A 26612-nucleotide genomic window follows, 5' to 3' on the forward strand; every position below is an offset into this window, starting at 1 on the left:
TTTGAGAGGATGAACCTTATGCGACCACTTGAACGCCCCTTCACGATGGGACAACTGTTGACGCTTCAACCCGATACCGTCACGGTCCTCATCTATGGAAAACGGTACGACATTCAGGTGTCCGTTTCCGAGCAACAACTTTTGACCAACATCGCGCAAGACGAGATCGTCTTGCTTCCTGTCAATTTCGAACGGACACGGCTGTTACTGGAAATCCCGGAAACGTCGCCACAACTCGAACGTGAACTGAACGAATTTGCGGATAGTGATGAATCTGTCACCGACTTGTTGAAGGAAGGAGTCTGACACAATGGCCAAGACGAAGACGAACGAAGAGCGGAAAGCCGAGCTAGAAGCATTGACCGAACAGATGGGACAACAGATCGACAGTTACTTTGAGAGTCCACAGAAAATCCAGGAACATCTCCAATTCCTCGGCAAGTTTCATCAATACTCGATGCGAAACGCGGTCTTGATCGAGTCCCAATTTCCCGGCGCGGTTGCGGTCGGCTCTTACCCGTTCTGGGAGAAGCAAGGCGCACAGGTGCAAAAAGGCGAGCGTGGCATCAAGGTGTTCGTCCCAAGTCCAGTGACGTATGCCTTGCACAAAGACGAATGGGTACCGCTCAGCAAGGCACCGAAGCCGATAAAGGAAGGCGTGAAACAAGGACGCATCCCGTCACGTAAGATGATGTACTTCAAGATCGGTCACGTGTTCGAGTACACGCAGACCGACGCGCGTGAGAAAGGAATCGAGGTCTCGGACATCTTCAAACGATATCACCGGGACGGCGGGCTCGAGAACGAACAAGACATCCGTGACGCCTTGACGACGCTCGCGGATGCCCGGAATGTGACGCTATTGGAGGAACCGCTCGACGAGATCGGGACGGCGAAAGGATGTTACTATCCGGAGCTACATGCGATCGCCTTAAACCCGCGGAATACATCCATCGAGGACATCACCGTCCTGATCCATGAGCTCGCCCACTCGGAGCTGCACAACCAAGAGCGGAATCTCGAACGGGACAAACCGCTCACGGCACCCGAGAAAGAGTTCCAAGCCGAGATGATCGCCTATGTCGTCTCACATCAACTCGGTTTCCCAACGGATGATTTCTCACTGTCTTACTTGGCCGGTTGGACGAAAGACAAGGAACTCCTCGACAAGGAACAGCTGTTGCAGGAGGTCCACCAGACGTCCGCGACTTTCATCAATCATATCGAGTCACATTTAGAGAAGGTGCACACCTTGCAACAGAAGAAAGAACAGAGCCCACTCGATTACCTCAAACAGCTGGAGCGGCGTATGGGATGGAAAGACTCTGATTTCAGCCTTTATGAACGGGTTCATGCCGTACAAAGTGTGTTTCCTGAGGAGGTAGAGCCCTATCTGAACGCAAAAGCGACCCTCGAGACGAACCTGAAGGTGGATTGTGTAGATGAGCCACTCATGTATATTCATGATAAAGGGTTCGGGTTCCAGTCATTCGGTATTGCCAACAATCATGACTTCAGTGAAGATACACTTGTCGCCTATACAATCGCCTTACCGGATAAATCATTGATCAGCGGTCACTTCAATCCGGAAAGAACCGTGCATCCTCTTCACGATTTGGAAAAGAGCAATAAGGTTGAAAAACCAACCCTCAAAAATCTTGAAGATAGTTGGCATAATGTGTTGCTCGAAGAAGAAAAGAAGTCGCTTTCAAGAACAGCTATACTAAACATTGAACGACTAATTTAAATAACTTTGATATTTGGCTCCAGAGAGTCCCATATTATGTATTCAGCCGACCAGTCTTCATGTGCTTTGTTAATCTAATGTGATCGCTGCCCATCATCCTATTTGTCATGTCGTCTCTTTTCATTTCAAAAAAACCTTTTCAAAATCAGTTTCTCTCTGATTTCGAAAAGGTTTTGGAAAGAGGTGTTTTCCCACCACTAATATAATTTTTAGTATGGAGCTAACCACTAAAAGTGTAGAATTTACTTTTAAAAGTATATATCCCAAACGATATATAAAATTACAAGCAAGAGCAAGATAAAAGTAAACTTCCCCGCATTGCCTAAAAACATACGATCAAATACGTCATCTTGTTTATCGTTTCTCATGGTTTTCCCTCCTACATTAGCGAGTATTAAAGAATGCTACTTGATACAGTCAAGTTGAATGACAACCCATTACTGACCACTACAGAAGTAGACGTTGCTTTTTGGTATCCTTCCCATAAAGGAATCCAGGTAGAAGGGATAGCAAAAGTTTGATTAGAATCCGCAGATGGTGTTTTAGTCATGCTAACTGTTTGATAATGGCTACCCCAATGAGATTTCCCTGATTGCTGGACCACTAACTTTCTGTTAGAAACGAATGCTCCATTAGATTTATCCCAGCTAGTTGTAACACTGTTCATATGTTTACTATCTGCCAATCCGCTCTTTTTGTCTACATGATATTTAATAGTAACATAACCAGTAACATTCCCTACCCATTTTGATGCGGTAGAAGCATCTGTTGGAGAGCTTGTTGATAGAGTTGTAAACCCGCCATCTCCTTCTGGAACATCAGTTATTGATTTCAATTCTGATAGATTTTCTTCAGCATAGACCTTACTAATAACGAAAGCATCCCCATATCCTTTGTCAATCTGCACCAAAACTTCGGCATTTAATTTTGCATTCGCTAGATTCCCGTTTTCATCTGTCATCTGTGCTTCGAGTATCACATCTTCATTAGAACTTGATGTTTCAGAAATAGTAACCTGCCCTACCCCTTCATTGTATGCGTTCTCATTTTCTGATGCGAAAGAAGTTGGACTAAGAATCAAGCTCCCTCCAATAACACCACTTAAAACTGCAAACTTAGAAATTTTATTCATTTTAATTCCCCCTTTTTATTTCCAACATTGATAATTATCTCCTAAATTGATTTTTATGTATATAGTTTTTATATATTTTCTTTTTTTAGTTTAAGATACAAAAAAAGTAATTTACGTCTCGTATATTTAAAAATGAAAAACAAAAACTAATTAGAGCATCATTCAAGAAATTTCATGTGCAACACCTCATACGTCCTATACATGGATTTGTCACTGTTTGTTAACACCCTACACGGTACACTTGAACTAAAAAGGGGTTCTCCTCATGCGACTTCAAGATTGGATTCAGCAATATCACGGTACAGAGATACTACACTTTGATCACCTTTGCGAGTACTTGGATGCGACACCATTTGAAATCAAGAGCCACCTTGACCAGATCAGTCCTGAGATTACTGGAGTATTGAAGTTCGAAGGTGGTGTTGACGACGACGCGTTCATCACGAAGCTGGAACACCATTTGCTGAATCGATTCAACAAACGAAGAAAAAAAGTGAAAGTCACGATTGAGGTCGAACTGCCATTACCGGAAGAAGCCTACAACTTTTGTCAGCGTGAACGGTTTAGTATGATTGAACGCGTGACACGGTATATGGAGGAACAAAACGTGAAGGATTGGCGCATCGTAAACATGCGGAGAATATAATTGAATATCAGTAATGTTGACTCATCTATGAATATACATACTAGAAGGAGAAAAGATGAAATTTACCTACTTAACCTTCCCTTTGGCCATCCTACTGATGGCAGGTTGTACCAGTGAAGACAAACCTTCCACAAACGAGACAGTCGAGGAACCTGCTGCTCAGACAGAAGAAGTCGTCGAGACGACTGAAACGAGTACAGACGACTCGAACACAGAAACGACTGCAGAAGAGCCTGCAGAAGCCGAGGAAACGGTGACAAGTTCGGATAACAATCTGTTCTCCGGCTATAAACTGATTGACGTTGACGGTGGGGACTTGTCCGGCTACCGTGAGGCGAACGTCGTCGTCGATATCGGATATGGTGAGCGTGAGTATTGGGCGTTCACCAACGAACATGGTCAATTGGTTCGTGTCATCGCCGACCAGATCATCCTTCAAGATGACGACACAGAAGAAGTGACGTCGGCCGGCCGCTACTATCATGACGAAGCGAAGGTACCAGGTGTCGAACACAGTGAACTCGACGAGGGGCACGTCATCGCTGACTCACTTGGGGGCGTATCGAACGCCTACAACATCACACCACAAGACAGCACCCTCAACCGATATGGGGACCAGGCCTATATGGAGGACGTCATTCGGAAGGCCGGTGGCGCGACCGACTTCGAGGCGATCATCACGTATCCGGATACGAGCACACACATCCCTTCACACTATGAGTACACCTACACTATCAGAGGAAATGTCGTCACCGATTCCTTTGACAATGTGAATCCGGACGAGGTGAACGAAGCGCTCGGCCTCACAGAAAGTGAACCAGAACTTCCAGCCACGACAGAGCCCACCGAACCTGCTGGCGATGTCTCGAGCGTAGATGCGAATGGCAACGGTCAGGTGACGATTCAAGAGGCGAAAGACGCCGGTTTCACGATGCCGATCATGAGCGACCATTGGCTTTATCCTTATATGCGCGATAACGACAATGACGGAATGGTCGGGGAATGAATTGCTTTTGAGTTTAAAACAATAATTATTGCATAAAAAGACATTCTCTAGTCCTTAAGAGAATGTCTTTTAGTGGTTATTTTGTTTCATATCCGATAGCCTTTTTTACGCGACTCAACCGGTTCTGCCTGGATCACATCTTTTCATACCCAGTTGCGAACCGTCTCCTTATGGCTTGTTAACTCGCCACTAAGCTTATCTTTGAGTAATGCTCATTTTCATTTGCTTAAATATACATTTTTGCCCATGCAAAAACACCTTCGATATCAGTACTTTTAATAATGTACTATTCCGAAGGTGTTTTATATTGTCTCATAAATTTAGGGTAGCCCATATTCCGACTCCAAAATGAGGGGGATTATGCACAATTTAAAATCATTTAAAGTTACAATTCATTTTCGTTTAAATAATCAATATCAAATTTTTGAGGTAAATTCTTTTTTAGTTCTTCAATAGACTCATATTTTTTTTCATTAGAAAATAAAATAAATCCAAGTCCATCTCCATCTACTTTAATAAAAGAAGTTGGTATACTCATATCAATTAAAGGTACAAATTGAGTTCTAGAGAACAGCCACTTACCATATTTTTTTAAAGTGAAATTCAATTTATCTTTAAAGATAATGTTATAAAACCCATTTTGAGCAGGCATCCAGTACGTTTCGTTAATCAAAAACCTTAAATCTTTTTCGTTTTCTATTTTTGCATTGCAGTAATAAAAAGAATTCTCATCCTCAGAGCAATAGTTCATAGAATATTTAATTTTCTTTGAATCCATTTTTTCAACCATCTCATTATCCTGACTTATATCTTTAGATAATATAAATGTTATAACTATTGGATATACATTTTGGTAAACCAAAAAATCAATTAAAACTTTTTGGTTATCGTTAATAGTGAAATCATCATAACTAGTGATCTCATAAACCTTTTTAATTTCACCTATAATGAAATAATTATCTAAATTATCTTCAATCTGCTTTAATAGATGCTTCCTTTCAATAATTGTAAGCTCTTTCATTATAATCACCTTTTATTCGTAAATTCTCATACTTATTTCAATTTAATTATCTTTTTTTCCAACTCCATCCTGTTGTTCCTTTTCTGTTGTGTTTATATTTATAAGGATGTAAAGGATAATGTGTATCATATTGTGATGTTTTTTTACCTCTATGAAAATGTAATACTTTACGAGTGGAGGTATACTTATTTTTCCCATTACCAAAACGAAGATAGTTATAGTCAATCCGTATTGGATGTCGATCGATTAAGCGGTTTCTAACTCCAATTATCAATTCTCCTTTACGCCCTTTAAGGTGACCTCGACCACGGACAAGAAATTCAGTATTTCTTGCGTATCTTGCAACAGTTTTCGCACCTCTGACAATTGCTTTTCTTTTCCCCCAACCAATAGCACCTAATGCTGCTGCCCCTGCAACATACCCAACAGTTTTCCATCCACCATAATTACGTTGTTTAGCAGTTTTATAACCTGAATATGCTCCATAGCCAGCTCCAATTGCTGCCCAAGCCCATGTTCCATCTGGATCGACTTTTAAGACCGGATTATTATCCGCATATGAGTAACCATTAGCCATCGATACTGTCTCGTCCGCATCGAGTTCTGGGTCGACAGAGAGGAAAACAGCCTGTTCTGGATGGTAGTAACGGGCCATTAAATAGTAAAGCGCCAAGTCTTCGTCATAATAGTATGACGCATAACGAATCGGTTGACCTGTCAGCTTCGAATCGATGACATTCGTTGTGAGTGGTTTGCCCCATGTGTCATAGGTGTACTCGGCAGCAACGTTACCTGAAGTGTCCGTCATCGCTACAATATCCCCACGATAGTTCCGTTGATAATTGTACCATGTCCCATTTGTTTTTAGTCCGATAAGGATATGGTCTGCGTTATAGACGTACTCTCGGATTGGTTTGCCGGCCGTATCTGTCTCGGCCATCAGTCGATTTGAATCTCCGTCGTAATGGAAGAGAATCGTGCCGCTCGGCCCCGTCTTCTGGATACGACGCCCTTGTTCGTCATAAACAAATTGCCATTTCTTTGTGCCGTTGACTTCTTCAATTATAGTCAAGACCCCTAGACTGTCCTACGTATATATCGAGTAGAACGTATAAGGCTTTTTGAAAATTAAAAGAACGAACCAAATCACATGTCGTGATTTGGTTCGTCGAAAGTTTGAAAATACTTTTTAAAATTTATATATACTATCAAATGAGTAATAGTCATCTCATGGTCAGGTGATAAGCAGAGATGAAGTTGATACTATAATCAAAGCTTAGGACTCATTTCAACCAATTTAATCTTTAGCTTAATTCAAGCATCCGATTGATCTTTGTCTTCTTCAGATAATTCTTCAAGCCAAAACTTAGATCCAATTTGGTCTGAAATCCAAAATAGTAGCTCTTGATCATGTAGTTCAGGTTGATTTTGCTTAAGTGGACCCGCCTCAAAAATATAGTCTTTATTTTTAATGCGTTTTTCTTTTATAAAATCTCTAAAGTGGTATGCTCCATAACCTTTCACGGTATTTAGTTCTGGAAGCGTATCTTCACTAATACGTATGTCATTACTAATTTGAGATAAATAAGTGAACAAACGAGAAAGTGCAAGATAACCTTCAGCATTCCCTACAAAATTTACCCCATAATTATCTACTCGAACTTCTAACTTGGCTTCTTCGGTAAAGAATGGATCAAATGAGTCATACTCTTCTTCGTCATACTCTTCTTCGTGTTCTTTGCAGGTCATTTGAACTGATTCTCCTCTACAATTTAAAATTTATATCCTTGTTTCTTAAGATATTCTCTCACCTTTTTATTAGGTGGTCTAGTAGTCTCATGTTTCCTATTCGGGTGGTGAGGAGTTCCGTCTTTGTTTACAGAGCCTTCTTGCTTTCTGTTCTTATCCCAATGAGCATGTGGTTTGCTCCTATCATGATGCTCCAATCGAACTCTCCATCCATCTACATAAACAGTTTTTGATTGGAACATGTAATTTTTATATCGGTTGATTGCCCAAGGTATTCCATACGTTTTAATTAAATAAACGCCGCCAACTACTGCGGCCATACCTGCAAGCGTAGCCCAACCGACACCAGGAACGAAAATCAAACCTCCCGCAGGTATAGCGTATAATCCGGTGCTATCAATCATGTTAACTGGATTATTTTGTGCATATATATACCCATTAGCCATTTCCAAAGTTTCATCTGAATCTAACATGGGATCAACGGACAAGAAAACTGTCTGTTCAGGATGGTAGTAACGGGCCATCAAATAGTAAAGCGCCAAGTCCTCGTCATAATAGTATGACGCATAACGAATTGGTTGACCTGTCAGCTTTGGATCGAAGATGTCCGTCGAGAGCGGTTTGCCCCACGTGTCATAAGTGTATGTGGCAGAAACGTTACCTGAATTGTCCGTGATTGCTACAATATCTCCGCGGTAATTTCGTTGATAATTGTACCATGTTCCGTTTGTTTTGAGTCCGACAAGGATATGGTCCGCGTTATAGACGTACTCCCGAATCGGTTTTCCAGCCGTATCTGTCTCGGCCATCAATCGGTTCGAGTCTCCGTCGTAATGGAAGCGGATCGTACCGCTCGGTCCAGTCTTTTGAATGCGACGCCCTTGTTCGTCGTACATGAACTGCCATTTCTTTGTGCCGTTGACTTCTTCGATCGCAGTCAGTTTCCCCAGACCGTCCCATGAATATTTCAGACGTCCGTCATTGATCCGGTTCCCGTCTGCATCATACGCAATGGCTTGACTCTTGAACTTCGTCATCCGGTTGGAATCATCAAATTCAGCTATGACTTGGTTATTGATATGCGTGCGGTTCCCACGTTTGTCATACGCATAGCTGACTGTCTGTCCGTCAAGGATCTTCTCTTCAATCAATTGATTCATCGCATCATAGGAGTAACTTGCAGTTTTCCCGTCTTTTTTAAGGACTGAAAGGTTTCCATATTGATCGTAACTATATCGCTCAAATGCAATCTGTTTGTCACCAGCAGAGGCGGACCAGGCTGACACTGCCCCGGTCTCATCGAACTCGACCAATGACTCCCCGCCTTGTCCCGGCATGGTGATCTGAGTCGTCTTGCCATTCTCATTGTGACGGAAAGCCCAATGTTGACTATCGACAGTTACTCCATGGTTCCGTTTGGCGACATCATAAGTGAATTCACGTTTCGTTCCCGCTAACGTGATGGAGAGCGGAAGCTCGGTTCCGACACCGTTGACATCTTGGTAATCCCATGACTGAAGGACCTGGTGATAATCCGTCAGCTTCAACACACGACCTTTACCTGCATCTTTCGTATCATATTCGTATTTCTTTAGTTTCGCACTGTCGTTCCCCATTTGAATGGAAACAAGGTCGCCCGAGGTCGCATCATAGCCATATTTGAATCGTGTTGCATTGGATTCTTTTAGCTCGGTAATTTTTCCCTCATCGTCATAGACCTTTCCGAGTCTTTTTCCGGATGGCAAGATGGTTTCTTTTAAGTTGCCCGTATGGGGCTCATAAACATATTGAGAGCGTTGTCCCCCTGGACGGTCCACAGAAGTGATACGACCTTTTGCATACGTGTATGAAGTGATTTTTCCATCAAACGTTTTTTGTGTGACTTGTCCTTTCTTGTCATAAACATAGGAAATGACAGTCCCGCTCTCCGCGGTCGTCGTCGTCAAACGGCCTAGTAGATCATAGGTGTTCGTCCGTGTACGATTCCCTTGATCGACGGTTAAAACATTTCCGAACGCGTCGACCGTATTGGTCACTGGAAGTTTCGTCAGCCCGGCGTCTTTTAAAACGTGGTTTCCTTGCTTGTCATATGTCGAGTCAGACACGACTCGTCCGATAGATGCCCGGACCGCATCGATAAGAATGGTGCCAGTCGAACCGTTCTTGATGGTGAGATCGACTTTCACGAGTTTTTTGTTCTGATCTGACGTCAATTGAATCGTCTGACGTTGCCATGTCGTGTCATTGTCTTTTCCGGTATAGTCTAGCGCATGGAATGTGGCTGTTTTCTGTACCGTCGTTCCGTCCTCATATGTCGCTTCCACATTTAGTGAATCTGTTTTCGAGGCCTTTTGTGCCAGGGCACTCACATAGAACGGTTTTGCTATCGATTGGTTAACAAAACGTGCATTACAACACCGACAACATCCACGTCCATGTCGCCATCGTCGAGACGAGTCACATGCGCGAGCGCGGTAAACGAAAACCAAAATCGATCGAGCTGATGAAGTCGAAGGTCATCCACTCTCTCGCCGACCGGACAAAAGAACAGGAGAAACTGAACGCGTTCATAAGAAACGAGTTGGTCGCCCATAAACGGAACCGGAAGATCCAAACGCTCCCGAACCGTGTCCTGCGTCCCGAGCTCGTCCGTCAATTCAAGGACATCTATGAACGGTTGCCGGAAGATAAACGACAATGGCGCTACAACATGAACGGGATGCAGCCACTCCGTGAATCGCTCGACCGTCTGACTGACCGCTATATCGACATTCACTTCAAATCAGAGTTTCAAGCCTTCAACGAGCGGCTCGAGCAGGAGGTGTCGTTCCATCGTCGCAGCTACGGAGACACGGAGAAGGCCGAGCGTTACCGGACGACAAAGCGACAGGACCTTTACACCCGGATGGGGAACGCCATCCTCTCCGAGATGCGAGACTTGTCAAAAGAACAGACGACATGTGAGAAAAATGAAGACCCCAAACATCCGGTCCGACGAGCGTTCAAACAACAAAAGCTATTCAATGAATCACTCTACCGGATCGAGCGGCACATGAACGACGAATTCGAACACCTGAAGAATCAACGTGCTTTCGAACAGCTGGAGCGGGACATCGAATATGGAAAGTGAGGGAGGACGATGGAAGAGTTGAGACAGATCCGTCTTCGATTGAAGCCGGAGACGGTCGCGTATTTGGAAGAGTTCGCCGACGACAAGCGCTTCGGCCACCTCGGCCAGGTCATCGACCATATCGCAGAAGAACATAGACAACTGGCCGACGAGAAGTGGGACATGCAGTTCCTCACCCGCTCGATCAGTACGCAGGTCTCCCGTCATATCGAGGAGTTGATCAACGGGCAGGTGTCGACAGAACTCGAGCGCATCCGGCTCGCCGCGAACCGCTCCGACCGTCACGGACAAATCCTGACAGAGCTCCTGCAGGCGCTCATGCAGACCGAGGGCATCGAGGACATCATGACGACGGACCAGTTCAAACCGACGTTCCTCGAGACGGCGGAACATGTCGTCCAGGAACGCATCGAGCATCAGAAACAGAAGAAGGACACACTAACTTTTGAGAGAGGATGAATTCTATGCGACCACTTGATCGTCTCTTTACGATGGGACAACTGTTGACAATTCAACCGAACACCGTCACGGTCCTCATCTATGGAAAACGGTACGACATCCCGATATCCGTTTCCGAGCATCAACTTTTGACCGCCATCGCGCAAGACGAGATTGTCTTACTTCCCGTCAATTTCGAGCGGACACAACTGTTACTCGACATCCCGGAAACGTCGCCACAACTTGAACGTGAACTGAACGAATTTGCGGATAGTGATGAATCTGTCACCGACTTGTTGAAGGAAGGAGTATGACACGATGGCCAAGATAAAGACGAACGAAGAACGGAAAGCCGAGCTCGAGGTCTTGACCGAACAGATGGGACAACAGATCGACAGCTACTTCGAGAGTCCGGAGAAGATCCGGGAACATCTGCAGTTCCTCGGCAAGTTCCATCAATACTCGATGCGGAACGCAGTTTTGATTGAGTCCCAGTTCCCCGGCGCGGTCGCGGTCGGCTCTTATCCGTTCTGGGAGAAGCAGGGCGCACAGGTCCAGAAAGGTGAGCGTGGCATCAAGGTATTCGTCCCAAATCCAGTGACTTATGCCTTACACAAAGACGAATGGGTGCCGCTCAGCAAGGCACCGAAGCCGGTCAAAGACGGCGTAAAGCAAGGACGCGTCCCGTCACGTAAGATGATGTACTTCAAGATCGGTCACGTGTTCGAGTACACGCAGACCGACGCACGCGAGAAAGGAATCGAGGTCTCGGACATCTTCAAACGGTATCACCGGGACGGCGGGCTGGAAAACGAACAAGACATCCGTGACGCCTTGACGACGATCGCGGATGCCCGGAATGTGACACTATTGGAGGAACCGCTCGACGAGATCGGAACAGCGAAGGGCTGTTACTATCCGGAGCTACATTCGATCGCCTTGAATCCACGGAACACATCGATCGAGGACATCACCGTCCTGATCCACGAGCTCGCGCACGCGGAGCTGCACAACCAAGAGCGGAACCTCGAACGAGACAAACCGCTCACGGCACCCGAGAAGGAGTTCCAAGCCGAGATGATCGCCTATGTCGTCTCGCATCAACTCGGTTTCCCGACGGACGATTTCTCGCTCTCTTACTTGGCCGGTTGGACGAAAGACAAGGAACTCCTCGACAAGGAACAGCTGTTGCAGGAGGTCCATCAGACGTCCGCAGGCTTCCTCGACCATATCGAGTCACACTTAGAAAAAGTACACGCCTTACAACAGGAGAAAGAACAGAGCCCTCTTGATTACCTTGAACAGCTGGAGCGGCGTATGGGATGGAAAGACGCTGACCTCAGTCTTTATGAACGGGTGCATGCCGTACAAAGTGTGTCTCCCGAGGAGGTGGAGCCCTATCTGAACGCAAAAGCGACCCTCGAGACGAACCTGAAGATGGATCGCGTCGATGGCCCGCTCATGTATATTCACGATAAAGGTTTCGGGTTCCAGTCATTCGGTGTCGCAAACAATCACGACTTCAATGACGACGCGCTTGTCGTTTACACGATTGCATTACCAGATCAGCCATTGATTAGCGGTCACTTTGATCCCGAAAAAACAGTTCATCCATTACACGATTTAGAAAAGAACAATAAGGTTGAAAAACCAACCCTCAAAAATCTTGAAGATAATTGGCATGATGTGTTGCTTGCTGATGAAAAGGAACCCTTTTCACGAACCGCTTTTTTGAATATTGAACGCTTAGTTTAACAAACCGTCGTATTAAAAAACACTCCCTAATAAGAAAGCAGATTTTTACTTTGTCTGCCTACTTTTTTGGGAGCATACTTGTAAGATTCAATTTTTTTAATCATCTTTATTTCTTACTGAGATTTGCATTACTAAGGTTCGCCCTAAGAATAATAAAAAGACTCAACCTTTCTGAAGTCAAGTTGAGTCTATCTCAAAGTGTTTATATTTATTTGGTAAAGTAAAAACTATATTATCAGGTTCGAAAAATAAACTCTAAATCAGAGGTTACCCTTTAATTTCAAATATTTTTTCACACAATCATTCCAAGAATTTTAATTGTTCTTTTTTTCTCTTTTCAAAAATGCGGAGCGCTTCACCTTCTCTCTCAAGTAAATCATCATAATGATTCGAGCCGTCCACTAATTCTTTATAACCCCAAATTGCGTTAACATTATTGATTAATGGGAAATCAAAACTCCAATTTTCTGGAATTTTGTGTTTTTCTACAGTAAATAACTCAGCTGGAAACCATGAAGGGTTATAATCATTTACTTGAATTAAGTATTGTAAAGAACCACCCCAAAGACTCATACCATAAACTATATAAGTATCATTAATTTTCAACTCAAAATCAGCCTCAATAGAGTATCCTAGTTTTATTGTATTGGGTAAAAGATTTACGCCGGTCACCTCTTTACATTTAACTTTCATTTTTTCTTCCCTCTTTTATCATCAAATTTAAAGTCATCAAACTTTCCGGTTTTTATATTCTTAAGATAATGTATCTCCACTCCATCTACATTTTTAGCCATTTTCCTCCACCCGTCTTGTTGTCTCCATCTTGGGTCAGTCATTCCTTTTGTCATATTTAATATTCGACCTGAATTAGGATTATAGAGAACGTTTCTCATTGCAACTTCTTCTTTGTAAGTTCTTGGGACTTGGCGACCTGTAGATCCTCTACCTAGTGATTTACTACGAATCAAATATTGTAAATTTGAAAGAGGGACTGATTTTTTCGCGGGTACAGTAATCTTTCTAACACTAGTGTAATACCTGATCCCACTACCATAAGAATAGTATCCATATCCATATCCATCAGGACGCCACATAAGTCCGTCTGGATCAATCCTTGTCAACGGATTGTTCATAACATAACTGTATCCATTTGCCATTTCGATTGATTCGTTACTATCTAATAAAGGATCAATTGAAAGAAACACAGCTTGTTCTGAGTTGTAATAACGAGCCATCAAATAGTAGAGCGCCAAGTCTTCGTCATAATAGTATGACGCATAACGAATTGGTTGACCTGTCAGTTTCGAATCAGTGATGTTCGACGTGAGCGGTTTACCCCATGTGTCATAGGTGTATTTGGCAGCAACATTACCTAAAGTATCCGTGATTGCAACAATATCTCCACGATAGTTCCGTTGATAATTGTACCATGTCCCATTTGTTTTTAGCCCGACGAGGATATGGTCCGCATTATAGACGTACTCCCGGATTGCTTTGCCAGCCGTATCTGTCTCGGCCATCAGTCGGTTCGAATCTCCGTCGTAATGGAAGCGAATCGTGCCGCTTGGCCCTGCCTTCTCGATACGACGTCCTTGTTCGTCATACATGAACTGCCATTTCTTTGTGCCGTTGCCTTCTTCGATCGCAGTCAGATTACCTAGACCGTCCCATGAATATTTCAGACGTCCGTCATTGATCCGGTTCCCATCTGCGTCATACGTAATGGTTTGACTCTTGAACTCGGTCATCCGGTTGGATTCATCAAATTTAGCTACGACTTGACTGTTAATGTGTGTGCGATTCGAACGTTTGTCATATGTGTAATTGATCGTCTGTCCGTCAAGTGTCTTCTCTTCGATCAATTGATCCATCGTATCATATGAATAACTCGCAGTTTGCCCATCTTTCTTTAAACCTGACAGGTTTCCATATGAGAGTCGGTCGGAGGCAACACACCATCTAGAAACACATACGTCGTGCTCCTCCATCCCATATCGCACTATCATGAACGGGATGATTTTTGATGAGACGTTTATATATGCGGGACGCAGCTATCGATTCACCACTGACCCTGATCTAAAAAAGAAGAAATAGATGAAATGAAATTCCAAAACAAAGAACGTTTTTGACAGATTTGGTCGACGACGTTTCATGCGCAACACCTCCTAAGGTTTTCAAGAACCGTATTCGATTTGTACATAAACTCGTCACTGTTTGCCATACGTAACACGAGATACACTTAAATCAAAAAGGAGTTATCTCATGAATCTTCAAGAGTGGATTAAACTGTTTTACAAGACGGAAACACTGCGATTTGATCACCTTTGGACATACTTACACACGACACCCCAAGAACTTGAAGCGTACATCGATCGACTCAATCCTTGGTTGAACATCGCTTTGAAGTCCTCTGCTGGTATCGATGACGCGGAAATCATCGACGAACTTGAGCATTACCTACTTCAGCGATTCAACAAACGAAGAAAGAAAGTCAAAGTCACGCTCGAGGTCGAGTTGGAACTATTGGAAGGTGTCTTCAATTTTTCTCAGACCGAAAAAATGAGAATGATTGAACGAGTCACAAACCATATGGAAGCCCAAAACTTGAAGGATTGGCGCATCGTGAGGATGCAGAAGATATAACAGTCTTACAATAAACATTTTAATTATTTCAAAATAATGTTATAGGTAGATTTTCATATCCCATTATTTTATACTTTTTGCAAAAGTGTAATGGAGGAATTTAAATGTTCAAAAAAGGAACTTTGATTTTAATGACGGTTTTATTGGTAAGTAATCTAAGCTTGGGAATTCCACTCGGTGTTTATGCCAACGAAATCCCTGCAAAAAATATTTCAGATGAGGCTATCGATGTAAAAGTCACGTTTACTGATTCCGAGATTGAAGCAATATCTCTCGAACGGGAAGAAATTATCACAGACATTACTAAAAATGTACAAGAGACCGAGACATTACTTGACGAAGTGGTATCACAAAGTTTGCAAGAAACTAAACAGAAAACTTTAATTGATGGTTTAAATGAAGAACTTGAGATGATTAATACTCCGACTTCGAATGTCTCTTTTGACACAAACCTTGACAAGGAGACTTACGAAATCAACGAAAATTTATCTGTAACTTTTGATGATAATTTCATTATTGTAGATGAATGGAATGAATCAGATGAAATTGAATCTCAAGAGGACGTTGAATCTAATCTCCTCTCGTTCGTTCAAAATATTTTCTTCCATCCGGTCCAAGCAGCAGGAACAAGTAAAATTAAGAATGCTTCTAATACTCGAAGTATTTACGATGCAAGGGCCACTAGTTGGAAAGTTGTCACAGCATATATTGGTGCAGAGTTCACTTATAATGGAACTACAGTCACTGCGAGAAGAACAGGAAACTACATGAAGACTGAAAATGGGGGAGGTATTCTTGTCGACATAGTCGATAAAAAAAGTGAGGTTCAAAAGCCAAGTAGCTCGAGAAGAATCGCTTATCAAGAAGGAACAGCTATTATGGGCATCACTTTTAAAGGACACGGGCTCAAGTTACAAGAACGATATTTACGTGTGAATGTAGAGTGTAACGCAAAAGGGACAATTACTAAAAATTCTATTTTAAGATAAACTGGAGGTATGGACATGAACGTTCTTGATTTTGCAATATTTTTACTGCTATTCATTTCATTCGTAATTTTTATGATTGTCAAATTAGTAAAGAAACCAAAGAAAAATAAAAAATTGTAAGTTCAAAGTAAAAATAAGTTACTCGTTCAACATTCAATCAATTCTGTGTTTATATCGCTGACTATGATTGAGGAATAGTTCTATCCATACAAGCTTCGCACATTCAAAAATGAAAATGTGATGGCCAGGAAATAGTTTACATCAATTTAATACGATAACGATTGCAAAAGGCGTATTCTCAATAGCACAGAGAATACGCCTTTTCGTTAGATTCCTCTAAATTTTAAATTCATTTATTTTCACCAGATTCATTTTTGTACATTCCTGACCTCTTTTTAAACCTTACATGTTCAATCAACGCCTGCATGATTTGTTCTTCTTTAATGCCAAAATCCTGATCGAACGGCACTCGCTCTCCTTCGAATAGAAACGCATCAACCAAGTAAAGGACTCGTGGTTTTTTACGCGGGGCGCTTTCCTTGAGACATCGTTCCCAGACGAACTGCTCGAACTCTTTTGAATGACTCCTATGCTCGATCGCACGTCGTACCATCGCCCGTGTGATTTCAAGATAATCTTCCCATAGCCAACGTCCGGCCACTTGGTGCCACATCTCGATTCGCCCCTGCTCCTTGATTGCTTCTACATCGACTTCGACGTGATACGGGGCCTCTTCTTCATTCTTGACGACATCCCGAGCATCCCCTGTCACCGACTCCGGATACAGCTCCCATCCTTCAGGCATCCGTTCTTTGATGAACTGCTCGAGCGAATCCTCACTGATCCGATAGCCTTTTTTACGCGACTCGAGCGGTTTCGCCTGGATCACGCCTTTTCGTACCCAGTTGCGGACCGTCTCCTTATGGCTTGTAAGCTTGTTCTTCGATAAGATTTCAAATGCTTCGTCAATCGTATACATACATATCCTCCTTTAATACAATGATGATTTTATTAAATAATACCATAAATATTGTATTAAAGTGCTGAGATTCCTCAGGTGATTTTAAATTCATTAGAAATATCTTAATGCACTCTAATAAAAAAACACCACTCAGCCGAATGGTGTTTCCAGGTTAAGAATTTTTAAAAACATATTCCATCGAACTATTTATGTTGAATTAAACTAACATTAATCCCTCTCAATATTTCTTTAGTATGACTGAAATTTGGGGTTGAGTAAGACCAACAATATCTGCAATTTCAGCTTGAGTCAGCTTTTCTTTATAATATAATTCTTTAATTAAGTCTCTCGTTTCTTCTTTTGTTAGATTTTTGTTATATTTTCGTGACGTCACACTTTCTAAACCATTTCTTTTTTTCAAATCTACTGTAAGAATAATGTCCTCATCTTCCCGAATGAACTGAACCCCGAATGAAGGACACTTGAAATAAGTGACCCATTCGGGGTTTTTCGTATACGCACGAATCGCTATAATGAACCTATTCATTTAGACGGGAGAAACAACCATGAGCAAAATCATTTTCAATATCCATCAAATTGATCAGCTTGAGTCGAACCCGAACGTTTCGTCGGTTTCAGAACGCTCGATCCAATACACCGGTGAATTCAAAATAAAGGCCGTGCTTGAAAACATGGACGGCAAGGGACCCCGGCAGATCTTCACGGAGGCTGGATTCGACCTGACGGTAATTGGGAACAGGAAGGCGAAGTCCGCGTTGGAACGATGGCGCCGAACATATCGAAAAGACGGGGAAGACGGTCTCCTGAACGACAAACGTGGAAAGGCTCTGGGAGGTGGACGCCCGAAAACAGACGAGTCGATGGAGAGACGGTTAGCGAAGGCAGAGGCAAGAATCAAGTACCTGACGGCAGAGAATGAACTCTTAAAAAAGCTAGAGAAGTTAGAAGGGCAGGCGAAACATACGAACTGACACCAGCAGCGAAATATCAGGCCATCAACACCGTCATCCGCATCGCATAGCTGAAGTACCTCGTCCGCCCACTATGTGAGATCGCCGGCGTGAGCCGGAGTGGCTATTACGCCTGGTTGAACCGTGCCGAGGCGGAGTCCCTCCGGGAAGAGCGTGATTACCTAGACGCGACACTCCTCAAGCAAATCCACGACAGCCATAAAGGTAAAGTCGGTTATCGGGGGCTGTACATGGAGGTGCTCGCGACACTCGGCGTCCGGATCAACCACAAACGGATTCTCCGACTGATGCGCAAGTATAACATCGTCACCAAAATCCGGAGGATGAATCCTTATCGGAAGCTCTCTCAGGCGACGCACGAGCATCGCGTCGTGCCGAATCTGTTGAACCGTCAGTTCCGACAGAGCGAGCCTGGAAAGGTGTTCGTGACCGACATCACCTACCTCCCGATCGCCTCCGGCGAGAACGTCTATCTGTCATGCGTGAAGGACGTGGCCACGCGTGAGATCGTGGCGCACAAGCTGTCCGCAAGCCTTCACATGGACCTCGTCTTTCAGACGATGGAAAAACTTGAAGATCACCTCCAAGGGAATCTGCATCCCGAGGCGATGATCCATTCGGATCAAGGCTTCCACTATACACATCCGGACTACCAACAACTCGTTCGCAGCCTTGGACTGGTCCAGTCCATGTCACGTCGAGGCAACTGTCTCGACAACGCACCAATTGAATCATTCTTTGGCCATTTGAAGGACTATGTCACCAACCGATCGTGTGGATCAATCGAGCAGGTCAGAGAAATGGTCGGGGACTACATAAACTATTACAACTGCGAACGCGGTCAGTGGAACCTAAAAAAGATGACCCCGGAACAATATCGGGGCCATCTAATCGCCGCATAGGACATACGGGCTTTTTATTAAACTGTCCATTTTACGGGGCTCAGTTCAGAATAAGTTTTACATGATTCTTTTTTTTGTAAATTTCTACATTGTCATCAGAGAATATTTCATCTAACGTCATCTTTCCTAAGTGAGTATTATTTGTATCCACGGCCATTGTAAGGAATAAAATTAATTATGCTTATATATTTTTTTGAATATCATTCTGATTCAAGAGCATAAATATTATTAGATACAAAAAAGCGAATCAATTCGAAGAAAGTGAATTGATTCGCTAACAGATTTACTAGCAGTGAAAATTAACTTTTAAATTATGGAAGTAGATTTTCATCTTCAATATATCCTAAAAATAAGTCTTGTAAATAACCTTCTGAATCTACAGAATCTAATAGTAGTTTAGGTTCTACTTCAAAATCAACTAGTCCTGAACTTCCGTCGATAATTCCGAACACATGGGAAATTGTATCAACCATGACTACTTTCAACATGGAAAAAATAATTTCCTTTTGTTCAGCGCTTAAACTTTTATAAAACTCATCTTGTTTCTTCCAATAAATATTCATTTCTGATTTTTTTAATTTTGAATAATCAAGTTCCTCTTCATACATATCTTTATAGGATACTATGTTACCTTCAACTATTGTTTTATAAATTGATTTTACAAACTTTTCATTTATTTCGTTCATCTTTTTCTCCTCATTTCTGGATACATTTTTTTATTTAAGCGAATAAGTTTTCGTAACTGCGCATTAGGTATATCTCTATATACCCTTCTTAATTCTCTGATGTCTCTAGCCAATAAACTTCTTGCATTATTTATTCCTTTCGTTGATTTAGATACAGTTCCAAAACCTTTTTTTCTAGTAGTATGACCTACACTTGGTACACTTATAGCTGGAGCCTTTCCAGGGTGGTAATTTTTAACAAGTCTATTCATTAAGACTTTTTGACCTACATGATGAGCATCTAATCCTTCTTTTCCTCTTCCCTTTAGAGAGTTATAGGAACCCACTTGATATTTTCTAGAGGAATATAAGGATTTACCATACTTAACAAATCTACCAAATCCAACTGCGCTACTCACGGCACTATAAGCAGTGTACCCCCATTTTTTCCAACCGGTGTATCCGCGAGACTTAGCGGTTTGATAACCAGTATAGGCTCCATAGCCAGCCTTAACTGCTACCCAAGCCCACGTTCCATCTGGATCGACTTTTAGGACCGGATTATTGTCCGCATACGAATAGCCATTTGCCATCGAGACGGTCTCATCGGCATCAAGTTCTGGATCGATGGATAGGAAGACGGCCTGTTCTGGATGATAGTAGCGTGCCATCAAGTAGTAAATCGTTAAATCTTCATCATAATAGTACGACGCATAACGAAGCGGTTGACCTGTAAGCTTCGAATCGGTGATGTTCGTCGTAAGCGGTTTGCCCCATGTATCATAGGTGTACTCGGCAGCAACATTACCTGAAGTGTCTGTGATCGCTACAATATCCCCACGATAGTTCCGTTGATAACTGTACCAGATTCCGTTTGTTTTTAGTCCGACAAGGATATGGTCAGCGTTATAGACGTACTCTCGGATTGGTTTGCCGGCCGTATCTGTCTCGGCCATCAGTCGGTTCGAGTCTCCATCGTAATGGAAGCGAATCGTGCCGTTCGGCCCCGTCTTCTGGATACGGCGCCCTTGTTCGTCATACATGAACTGCCATTTCTTTGTGCCGTTGACTTCTTCAATCGCCGTCAGTTTCCCTAGACCGTCCCATGAATATTTCAGACGTCCGTCATTGATCCGGTTCCCGTCTGCATCATACGTAATGGCTTGACTCTCGAACTCGGTCATCCGGTTGGATTCATCAAATTTAGCTACAACTTGGTTGTTGATGTGTGTGCGATTTCCACGTTTGTCGTATGTGTAATTGATCGTCTGTCCGTCTAGTGTCTTCTCTTCGACCAATTGATCCATCGCGTCATAGGAGTAACTCGCAGTTTGTCCATCTTTCTTTAAACTTGACAGGTTGCCATATTGGTCGTAACTATAACGCTCAAATGCAATCTGTTTGTCACCAGCAGAGGCGGACCATGCTGATACGGCACCAGTCTCATCGAACTCGACGAGCGACTCACCGGCTTGTCCTGGCATGGTAATCTGCGTCGTCTTACCATCCTCATTATGGCGGAAAGCCCAATGTTGACTATCGACAGTTACCCCATGGTTCCGTTTGGCGATGTCATAGGTGAAGTCACGCTTCGTTCCCGCTAACGTCATTGAGAGTGGAAGCTCTGTCCCGACACCATTCACATCTTCGTAATCCCATGTCTGGAGCACTCCATGGTAATCCGTCAGGTTCAACAGACGTCCTTTACCAATTTCGTCATTTTCTTCGTCACCTGGGTCATATTCGTACTTCTTCTGTTTCGAGCTATCATTTCCCATTTGAACCGAGAGGATGTCACCAGAAGATGAATCATATGCATACTTGAATCGGCTCGTCGTTTTAATACTTTCTTCCGTTCCCGTCTCACTTGTCGGATCAGTACTCTCTACCTTTGTTGTCTCTTGCAGTTCAATGATATTCCCTTCGTCGTCGTAAATTTTAGATAGGCTGTTCCCTGAAGGGAGAAGCGTTTTTATTAAGTTACCAGTGTGAGGCGCATATTCATACGCATACTTCTGCCCCCCTGGACGAATGACCGAAGTGATACGACCTTTCAAATATCCATATTTAGTGAGTGTCCCATCAAATACCTTTTGTGTGACCTCACCTTTTTTATTGTAATCATAGGAAATGACAGTCCCGTTCTCTGCGGTTGTCGTCTTCAAACGCCCTAATAGATCATAGGTGTTCGTCCGTGTGCGATTCCCTTGACCGACGGTTAAGACATTCCCGAACGCGTCGACCGTATTGGTCACTGGAAGTTTCGTCAGCCCGGCGTCTTTTAAGACGTGGTTTCCTTGCTTGTCATATGTCGAGTCAGACACGACTCGTCCGATTGACGCTCTGACCGCATCGATAAGAATGGTGCTAGTCGAGTTATTCTTAATAGTGAGTTCGATTTTCACGAGCTTCTTGTTCTCATCTGAGGTCAATTGGATGGTTTGACGTTGCCATGTCGCGTCGTTGTCTTTTCCAGTATAGTCTAAGGCATGGAATGCGGCTGTCTTCTGTACCGTCGTTCCGTCCTCATATGTCGCCACCACGTTCAGTGAATCTGTTTTCGAAGCCTTTTGTGCCAAGGCACTCACATAGAACGGTTTTGCTATCGATTGGTTAACAAAAATGGTTTGTTTCGCCGTTCCATCAGGTTGAAGGTTCAAGCCACTCTCACTCATATAACCTGTCGAGCTTGCTGTAGCCTTCACCAACTGCCATTTGTTGAGGCCATCGAATCCGCCCTGTTCGACATGGTTGAACGCCGAGGCCGAGACGGCATGCCCTTGTTTCGCAGTGTCGAGTTGCACCTCGTCAAACAAGGTCGATCCATTCTCAGAGATAATGTTGATTCGAGCTTTGACGGCCCCATTTTTTGCTGTGAACTCGACGAATCGTCTTGTCCATTCCCCTAAATTGCCCATTGGACGAATCGTATAAGTTTCAGTTACGACATTCGAGCTATTCAAGAGCGTGAGCGTGACACTTCCTTTCGACGTGCCTGATGTCTTCATATCGATACCCAAGTTATACGGGTGACCAGTTTTAATGTTGACTTCTCTTGTGAACGTCGCGTTGTTCAACTGAAGCGCTTTACCATTACGACCGCCATCCACAAGCACTCCTGGAGTCACCGTCTCCGTTACTTCAAAGCTACCGTTTGGATACAGATTGACGCCTGGCGTTAATCCCACACCTGTTCGCGTGACGTTTCCGCGATTGTCATACTCTGTGAACCCAATTCGTTCCTCTGGTTCCTCATGATCGACGATTTCTTCACGATCCTCGTTCAAGGCCACTTCTTCGGCCAAACCGAACTCATCTTCGATTCGGAGGAGGTCGTCCCCATTCTCAGCGTATTCATAGGTCGTGATCGACGTGGCATCTTTCTCTACGAGTACATTTCCGTCTAACTCCGTCGTCTTGTCGACGTCAGCCGTATCCCGATCATCGTACGTGGTCGATTCGACAGAACCGTCCGGATTTTTAACGCTTATGATTCGATGGTCTTTCCACTCATAAATTGTTTTCTCATCGCCTTCTGCCTCTTCAATCAAATGGCCCACATCATTAAATGTGTAGACAATCGGTGTCATGACTTGATCATCTTTTGAATCGACGGTCGCAACTTTGTAGACCATGCGCTCTTTTGAATCACCCGACGTCTTCTCATAGGCATTGCGTGTACCATCTACCTCTTGGACAATCGATGGGATCGCATTATCGAATTCACCGACAATTTCATTTGGTTCGGCTGAGGTATGGCCCGGCAAAATCAAGCGATTGATTGAAGATGGGAAATCTGGACGCTCCGCGACCTCGCCCGTCTCTTCAATCGTGTTGACACTCTCCGTATAGGCGTAACCGTATGTCTCAATCGGGGTTGACCCTCTAAAGCTATCAACAGATGTCAAACGATCCCAAGCATCGTATGTGTATCGATACGTGCGCGAGTCAACTTTCTCATCCGAAGACGCGGTCGCTGTCATCGCCTCGACCCAGCCTTTGTCATTATAGGTAAAGGTAAGGCGGTTCGGTGAGGTCGTGCCCGTGTCACTCGCCGCATAGATGGTTGTTAAACGTTTAACACCTTGTACATCTGAATAGTCGAAACGGACGTTATTCTTTTTCCCGTTCTCTTTCGCGTCATATTCCATCCCGACTAGTTGGCCAGTTTGATTGTAGATTTCACGATGACCATCACTCGTTTGAATGACATATTGTGAACCGTTGTTCTCAATGCTGAACTCATAATCGATTCCGGTCGGCGGCAGAAGTTTCTCGACCGTCTTTCCATTCTCTTGAACAAACGTACGGAGGAACAAGTGACCGCTGCCGTCAGCATCGATATAGCGAATGACTTTCGGTTTGTCTTCTGTCGGAATCTCGAGTCGTCGTTCCAACCCGCTGCTCCATCCAAGCCCGAACATGCCGAATCGGATCGACTTCGAGTTAAAGTAGCGACTCGCTTCAACAGCCGGCCCTCGTCCCGGAAGCACTTCATCCGTCTCTTCCAAGAACTGATTTTCTTTCATGACGTTGAACGAGCCAATCGAGGTATCAAGCATTGGATAAAACTCTTCTGTACCAAGATCCGGCTCATCTACCTTTAAGATACGTGGTGTCGTCGGGAGGCTCCGATTCAAGTTCCCTTCGGCGACAAAGTTCGATGCCAATAATACAGCTGGCTGGACCGCGCGACGATGAGCGGTCACACGGATCCAATAGTTGGTATGCTTCCCATACTTCCCGCCTGACAAGACATAGTTCGAGCTTGGATCGACAGGGAGTTCTCCTCCTTGCCCGACAACTCCGTTATTGTTCAATTTGTAAGACTGACCGGCAAGTGGCCATAATTTCTTGTTTCGAGAATGCCACGTGGTCACGTCACTCGGGACGGTCTCGACCAAGTCATACTCTTTTCCGTTATACAAATACACGTTATATCCTGCAGCACCAGGAACGGGTTGCCAGCTAGTGAACAAGAAACCGGTGTTGGTCTTCCGGTTATCCGAATAGCCAACGCCTTCCGTCGTCACCCGGGTTGCCGGTACGTTGAACGTACGGACGTCAGATCCGGCACTCTGGCCTTTCGACGATTTCGCGTAGACGCGGAAGTAATAGTGGAGGATATTATGATAGGTTGTTCGGTCCGGGTTGTTCTTTCGATACAACGGGCGAGGGTCGCCAGGGAAATCTTGTCCATCACCTTTGCGGAATGCTGTCCGTGTATTGACTGGCATGGCATTGATTTGCGCCGTCGTAGGGAAGAGACGTTTTCCGTTCGGGCTCCAGCTCGTTGTGGTGACATTATCAATCAACTCGTAGGCGAAACCGTTAAACACGTAGACATCATAGCTTGTTGCATGCTCTGACTCATCCCAGCTCAATGCAAATTGTCCACGATCGTCAGCTGTCGTATCCCCGGCAGTAACTGCTAGATTCGTCGGCACGTCTGGAATCAGTTCTTGCAACGAACGTTTAGCCGTCGATGAAGCTGAGCCACTACCCAACTTGTAGTCTGCGATGACACGGAATTGGTATGATAACGTGTTCGTTGTCGTTCCGCTACTACTATTAAAGAAGGTAGATGGATCGACTGGAAGTTCCTGTCCGTCGCCGTTGCGGAACTTGATCCCACCAGTTGATGATTCTTTCGTTCCGTACTGAGTAGTCTTTGGGAACATCCCTTTATCTTTTGTTGTATAAGATCGGGCTGTCCCGTTGTAAACTGTCTGCCAACCTTTCCCATCAAACATCTGTAGGCGGTATCCTGTCGCCCCAGCCATCGCTGGCCACGATACATTGACATGACCAGTAGATGAAGTCGGGGTCGTCAAGAAGCCTTCTGTGGAGATCGAGGCCATCTTCGGATAACTGTACGTGACGTTCAATCGAGTACGGTTTGTCCCAGTTTCAGAGGCTGTAATTTGTTTCCAATGTGTCGTCCCGTTACCGTTCGTATGGAACTTGAACCCATAATCTGTTCGGCTTCCAGCAGCCACCTGAGAAACGAAAGATGTCACATCAAAGTTCGCCCATTGATTGCGTGCGACATTCGTTGAACCAAGATTCGTCGATGAGGGGCGTGTGTTCCAGGTGACGCCTGTCTCAGACCAGTTCGCATTCACGCGATCGAGCCACAGTCCATTTTGTTGAGTTCCATAATAACTCCATGTGACATATGAATTCACTTCTGCCGAACTAACAGTGGCACCTCTCAAATCCGTAAGGGCAGGGAATTTAATGAGTCCATAGTTTGTACCTGTAGTAGTATCATAATAGCCAACCCATAACACGTACTCGCCACGAGACGAGCTCCAAAACTTGTTCATGTTCGTGGTCGGGTTCTTGCTTGATACAAACGTATCGAGGGTCGCGTCACGAGCTAGTGTCGGATCGACATAAATCGGATAGACTCGCGCTGGATCATTCAACCACTCTTGATCAGGCACGATTTTAAGTTCATATGAAGTGCCATTCACTTCCGTGAGTTCATATGCGATATCAAAAGAGCGAGCGGGAAGTCCTGATTTCTCATCGATTGCACTGTCCTGCATTTCAGGGACAGGCATCGTGATGACAAGGGCATCCTCTTCGTAAAAAAGAATCTGGTTATCCTTTAGTACAGGTTTCAATGATGTATTGAATTCATAAATGATTTCTTTCGGTAATTGAGCAGACTGATTAAAAATCAAGTCTTCCTTTACTTCATCGTTCAATGCGATGTGACGCAAGTCCACATTCGGAAACACATTTCGATGCCAAACCTGATTTTCACGGACGAGGGTCTGAGTCTCCTTGGGCGCTACTAGACCCTCCTCGTACTGGAGTCCTTTTAA

The 26612-nt window shown here is 44.0% G+C and carries 19 protein-coding genes and 2 pseudogenes; 11 read left to right on the top strand and 10 right to left on the bottom strand.

The window, feature by feature from the left end:
* The first annotated feature begins 18 nt into the window (after window positions 1-18).
* Both EVJ21_RS14255 and EVJ21_RS14260 read left to right on the top strand, forming a co-directional pair.
* Entirely contained in the window at window positions 19-306 is a 288-nt protein-coding gene (locus tag EVJ21_RS14255; protein WP_131490770.1) for a hypothetical protein, read from the top strand.
* Between the two features lie 4 nt (window positions 307-310).
* Complete coding sequence (locus tag EVJ21_RS14260; RefSeq protein WP_131490771.1) at window positions 311-1747, top strand: ImmA/IrrE family metallo-endopeptidase; 1437 nt, start codon at window positions 311-313, stop codon at window positions 1745-1747.
* Between the two features lie 394 nt (window positions 1748-2141).
* Here the strand turns inward: EVJ21_RS14260 and EVJ21_RS14265 are convergent, their stop codons facing one another.
* Window positions 2142-2879 carry a hypothetical protein gene (locus EVJ21_RS14265; RefSeq protein WP_131490772.1) on the bottom strand — a complete coding sequence of 246 codons (738 nt, stop codon included), beginning with the start codon at window positions 2877-2879 and terminating at the stop codon, window positions 2142-2144.
* A 265-nt stretch (window positions 2880-3144) separates the two neighbouring features.
* Between EVJ21_RS14265 and EVJ21_RS14270 the strand changes: the two genes are divergently transcribed.
* Both EVJ21_RS14270 and EVJ21_RS14275 read left to right on the top strand, forming a co-directional pair.
* Window positions 3145-3525 (top strand): hypothetical protein, encoded by a 381-nt coding sequence (locus EVJ21_RS14270; protein ID WP_131490773.1) that lies wholly within the window; start codon window positions 3145-3147, stop codon window positions 3523-3525.
* Between the two features lie 55 nt (window positions 3526-3580).
* Window positions 3581-4531, top strand: a complete 951-nt coding sequence (locus tag EVJ21_RS14275) for a DNA/RNA non-specific endonuclease (RefSeq protein ID WP_131490774.1) — start codon at window positions 3581-3583, stop codon at window positions 4529-4531.
* Between the two features lie 385 nt (window positions 4532-4916).
* Here EVJ21_RS14275 and EVJ21_RS14280 read toward each other — a convergent pair whose 3' ends face one another.
* The 4 genes and pseudogenes from EVJ21_RS14280 to EVJ21_RS14295 form a co-directional block, all read right to left on the bottom strand.
* Window positions 4917-5552, bottom strand: coding sequence for a hypothetical protein (locus EVJ21_RS14280; RefSeq protein ID WP_131490775.1), 636 nt, complete (start codon window positions 5550-5552; stop codon window positions 4917-4919).
* Between the two features lie 46 nt (window positions 5553-5598).
* Window positions 5599-6627, bottom strand: a pseudogene (locus EVJ21_RS14285) (RHS repeat domain-containing protein); the annotation flags it as partial.
* 239 nt (window positions 6628-6866) lie between these two features.
* On the bottom strand, window positions 6867-7301 hold the full coding sequence (locus EVJ21_RS14290; RefSeq protein WP_071398593.1) for a hypothetical protein: 435 nt from the start codon (window positions 7299-7301) through the stop codon (window positions 6867-6869).
* 23 nt (window positions 7302-7324) lie between these two features.
* Entirely contained in the window at window positions 7325-9487 is a 2163-nt protein-coding gene (locus EVJ21_RS14295; protein WP_145963262.1) for an RHS repeat domain-containing protein, read from the bottom strand.
* Window positions 9488-9705: 218 nt separating this feature from the next.
* On the opposite strand from EVJ21_RS14295, the gene mobL reads away from it, so the two are divergent.
* From mobL to EVJ21_RS14315, 4 genes are read left to right on the top strand one after another with little or no spacing between them, the layout of a single operon-like run.
* Window positions 9706-10431: a relaxase MobL gene (mobL, locus tag EVJ21_RS14300; protein WP_071398595.1), complete on the top strand. Its 726-nt coding sequence runs from the start codon at window positions 9706-9708 to the stop codon at window positions 10429-10431.
* A 9-nt stretch (window positions 10432-10440) separates the two neighbouring features.
* Complete coding sequence (locus EVJ21_RS14305) at window positions 10441-10890, top strand: hypothetical protein (RefSeq protein WP_071398596.1); 450 nt, start codon at window positions 10441-10443, stop codon at window positions 10888-10890.
* Between the two features lie 5 nt (window positions 10891-10895).
* The gene (locus EVJ21_RS14310; RefSeq protein WP_071398597.1) at window positions 10896-11183 is read left to right on the top strand and encodes a hypothetical protein; all 288 of its coding nucleotides are present in this window, start codon (window positions 10896-10898) and stop codon (window positions 11181-11183) included.
* 4 nt (window positions 11184-11187) lie between these two features.
* A complete protein-coding gene (locus EVJ21_RS14315; RefSeq protein WP_071398598.1) occupies window positions 11188-12624 on the top strand; it encodes an ImmA/IrrE family metallo-endopeptidase in 1437 nt (478 codons plus the stop codon).
* A 300-nt stretch (window positions 12625-12924) separates the two neighbouring features.
* On the opposite strand, the gene EVJ21_RS14320 is transcribed toward EVJ21_RS14315, so the two are convergent.
* The gene (locus EVJ21_RS14320) at window positions 12925-13317 is read right to left on the bottom strand and encodes a hypothetical protein (protein WP_071398599.1); all 393 of its coding nucleotides are present in this window, start codon (window positions 13315-13317) and stop codon (window positions 12925-12927) included.
* Window positions 13314-14630 (bottom strand): RHS repeat domain-containing protein, encoded by a 1317-nt coding sequence (locus tag EVJ21_RS14325; RefSeq protein ID WP_084813006.1) that lies wholly within the window; start codon window positions 14628-14630, stop codon window positions 13314-13316. The genes EVJ21_RS14320 and EVJ21_RS14325 overlap by 4 nt, the downstream gene beginning before the upstream one ends.
* 256 nt (window positions 14631-14886) lie before the next feature.
* On the opposite strand from EVJ21_RS14325, the gene EVJ21_RS14330 reads away from it, so the two are divergent.
* Both EVJ21_RS14330 and EVJ21_RS14335 read left to right on the top strand, forming a co-directional pair.
* A complete protein-coding gene (locus EVJ21_RS14330; protein ID WP_071398601.1) occupies window positions 14887-15267 on the top strand; it encodes a hypothetical protein in 381 nt (126 codons plus the stop codon).
* Window positions 15268-15371: 104 nt separating this feature from the next.
* The gene (locus EVJ21_RS14335) at window positions 15372-16256 is read left to right on the top strand and encodes a hypothetical protein (protein WP_071398602.1); all 885 of its coding nucleotides are present in this window, start codon (window positions 15372-15374) and stop codon (window positions 16254-16256) included.
* A gap of 349 nt (window positions 16257-16605) precedes the next feature.
* Here the strand turns inward: EVJ21_RS14335 and EVJ21_RS14340 are convergent, their stop codons facing one another.
* Window positions 16606-17235, bottom strand: a complete 630-nt coding sequence (locus tag EVJ21_RS14340; protein WP_071398603.1) for a helix-turn-helix domain-containing protein — start codon at window positions 17233-17235, stop codon at window positions 16606-16608.
* Between the two features lie 548 nt (window positions 17236-17783).
* Between EVJ21_RS14340 and EVJ21_RS14350 the strand changes: the two are divergent.
* Window positions 17784-19111, top strand: a pseudogene (locus EVJ21_RS14350) (IS3 family transposase).
* A gap of 311 nt (window positions 19112-19422) precedes the next feature.
* On the opposite strand, the gene EVJ21_RS14355 reads toward EVJ21_RS14350, so the two are convergent.
* Window positions 19423-19797 carry a transposase gene (locus tag EVJ21_RS14355; RefSeq protein ID WP_236636598.1) on the bottom strand — a complete coding sequence of 125 codons (375 nt, stop codon included), beginning with the start codon at window positions 19795-19797 and terminating at the stop codon, window positions 19423-19425.
* Window positions 19794-26513, bottom strand: a complete 6720-nt coding sequence (locus EVJ21_RS14360) for a DNRLRE domain-containing protein (RefSeq protein ID WP_071398604.1) — start codon at window positions 26511-26513, stop codon at window positions 19794-19796. Before EVJ21_RS14360 ends, EVJ21_RS14355 begins: the two co-directional genes overlap by 4 nt.
* Window positions 26514-26612 lie beyond the last annotated feature (99 nt).

This window comes from Exiguobacterium sp. SH0S2 (assembly GCF_004337185.1).
In the GTDB taxonomy this organism is placed as follows: Bacteria; Bacillota; Bacilli; order Exiguobacteriales; family Exiguobacteriaceae; genus Exiguobacterium; species Exiguobacterium aurantiacum_A.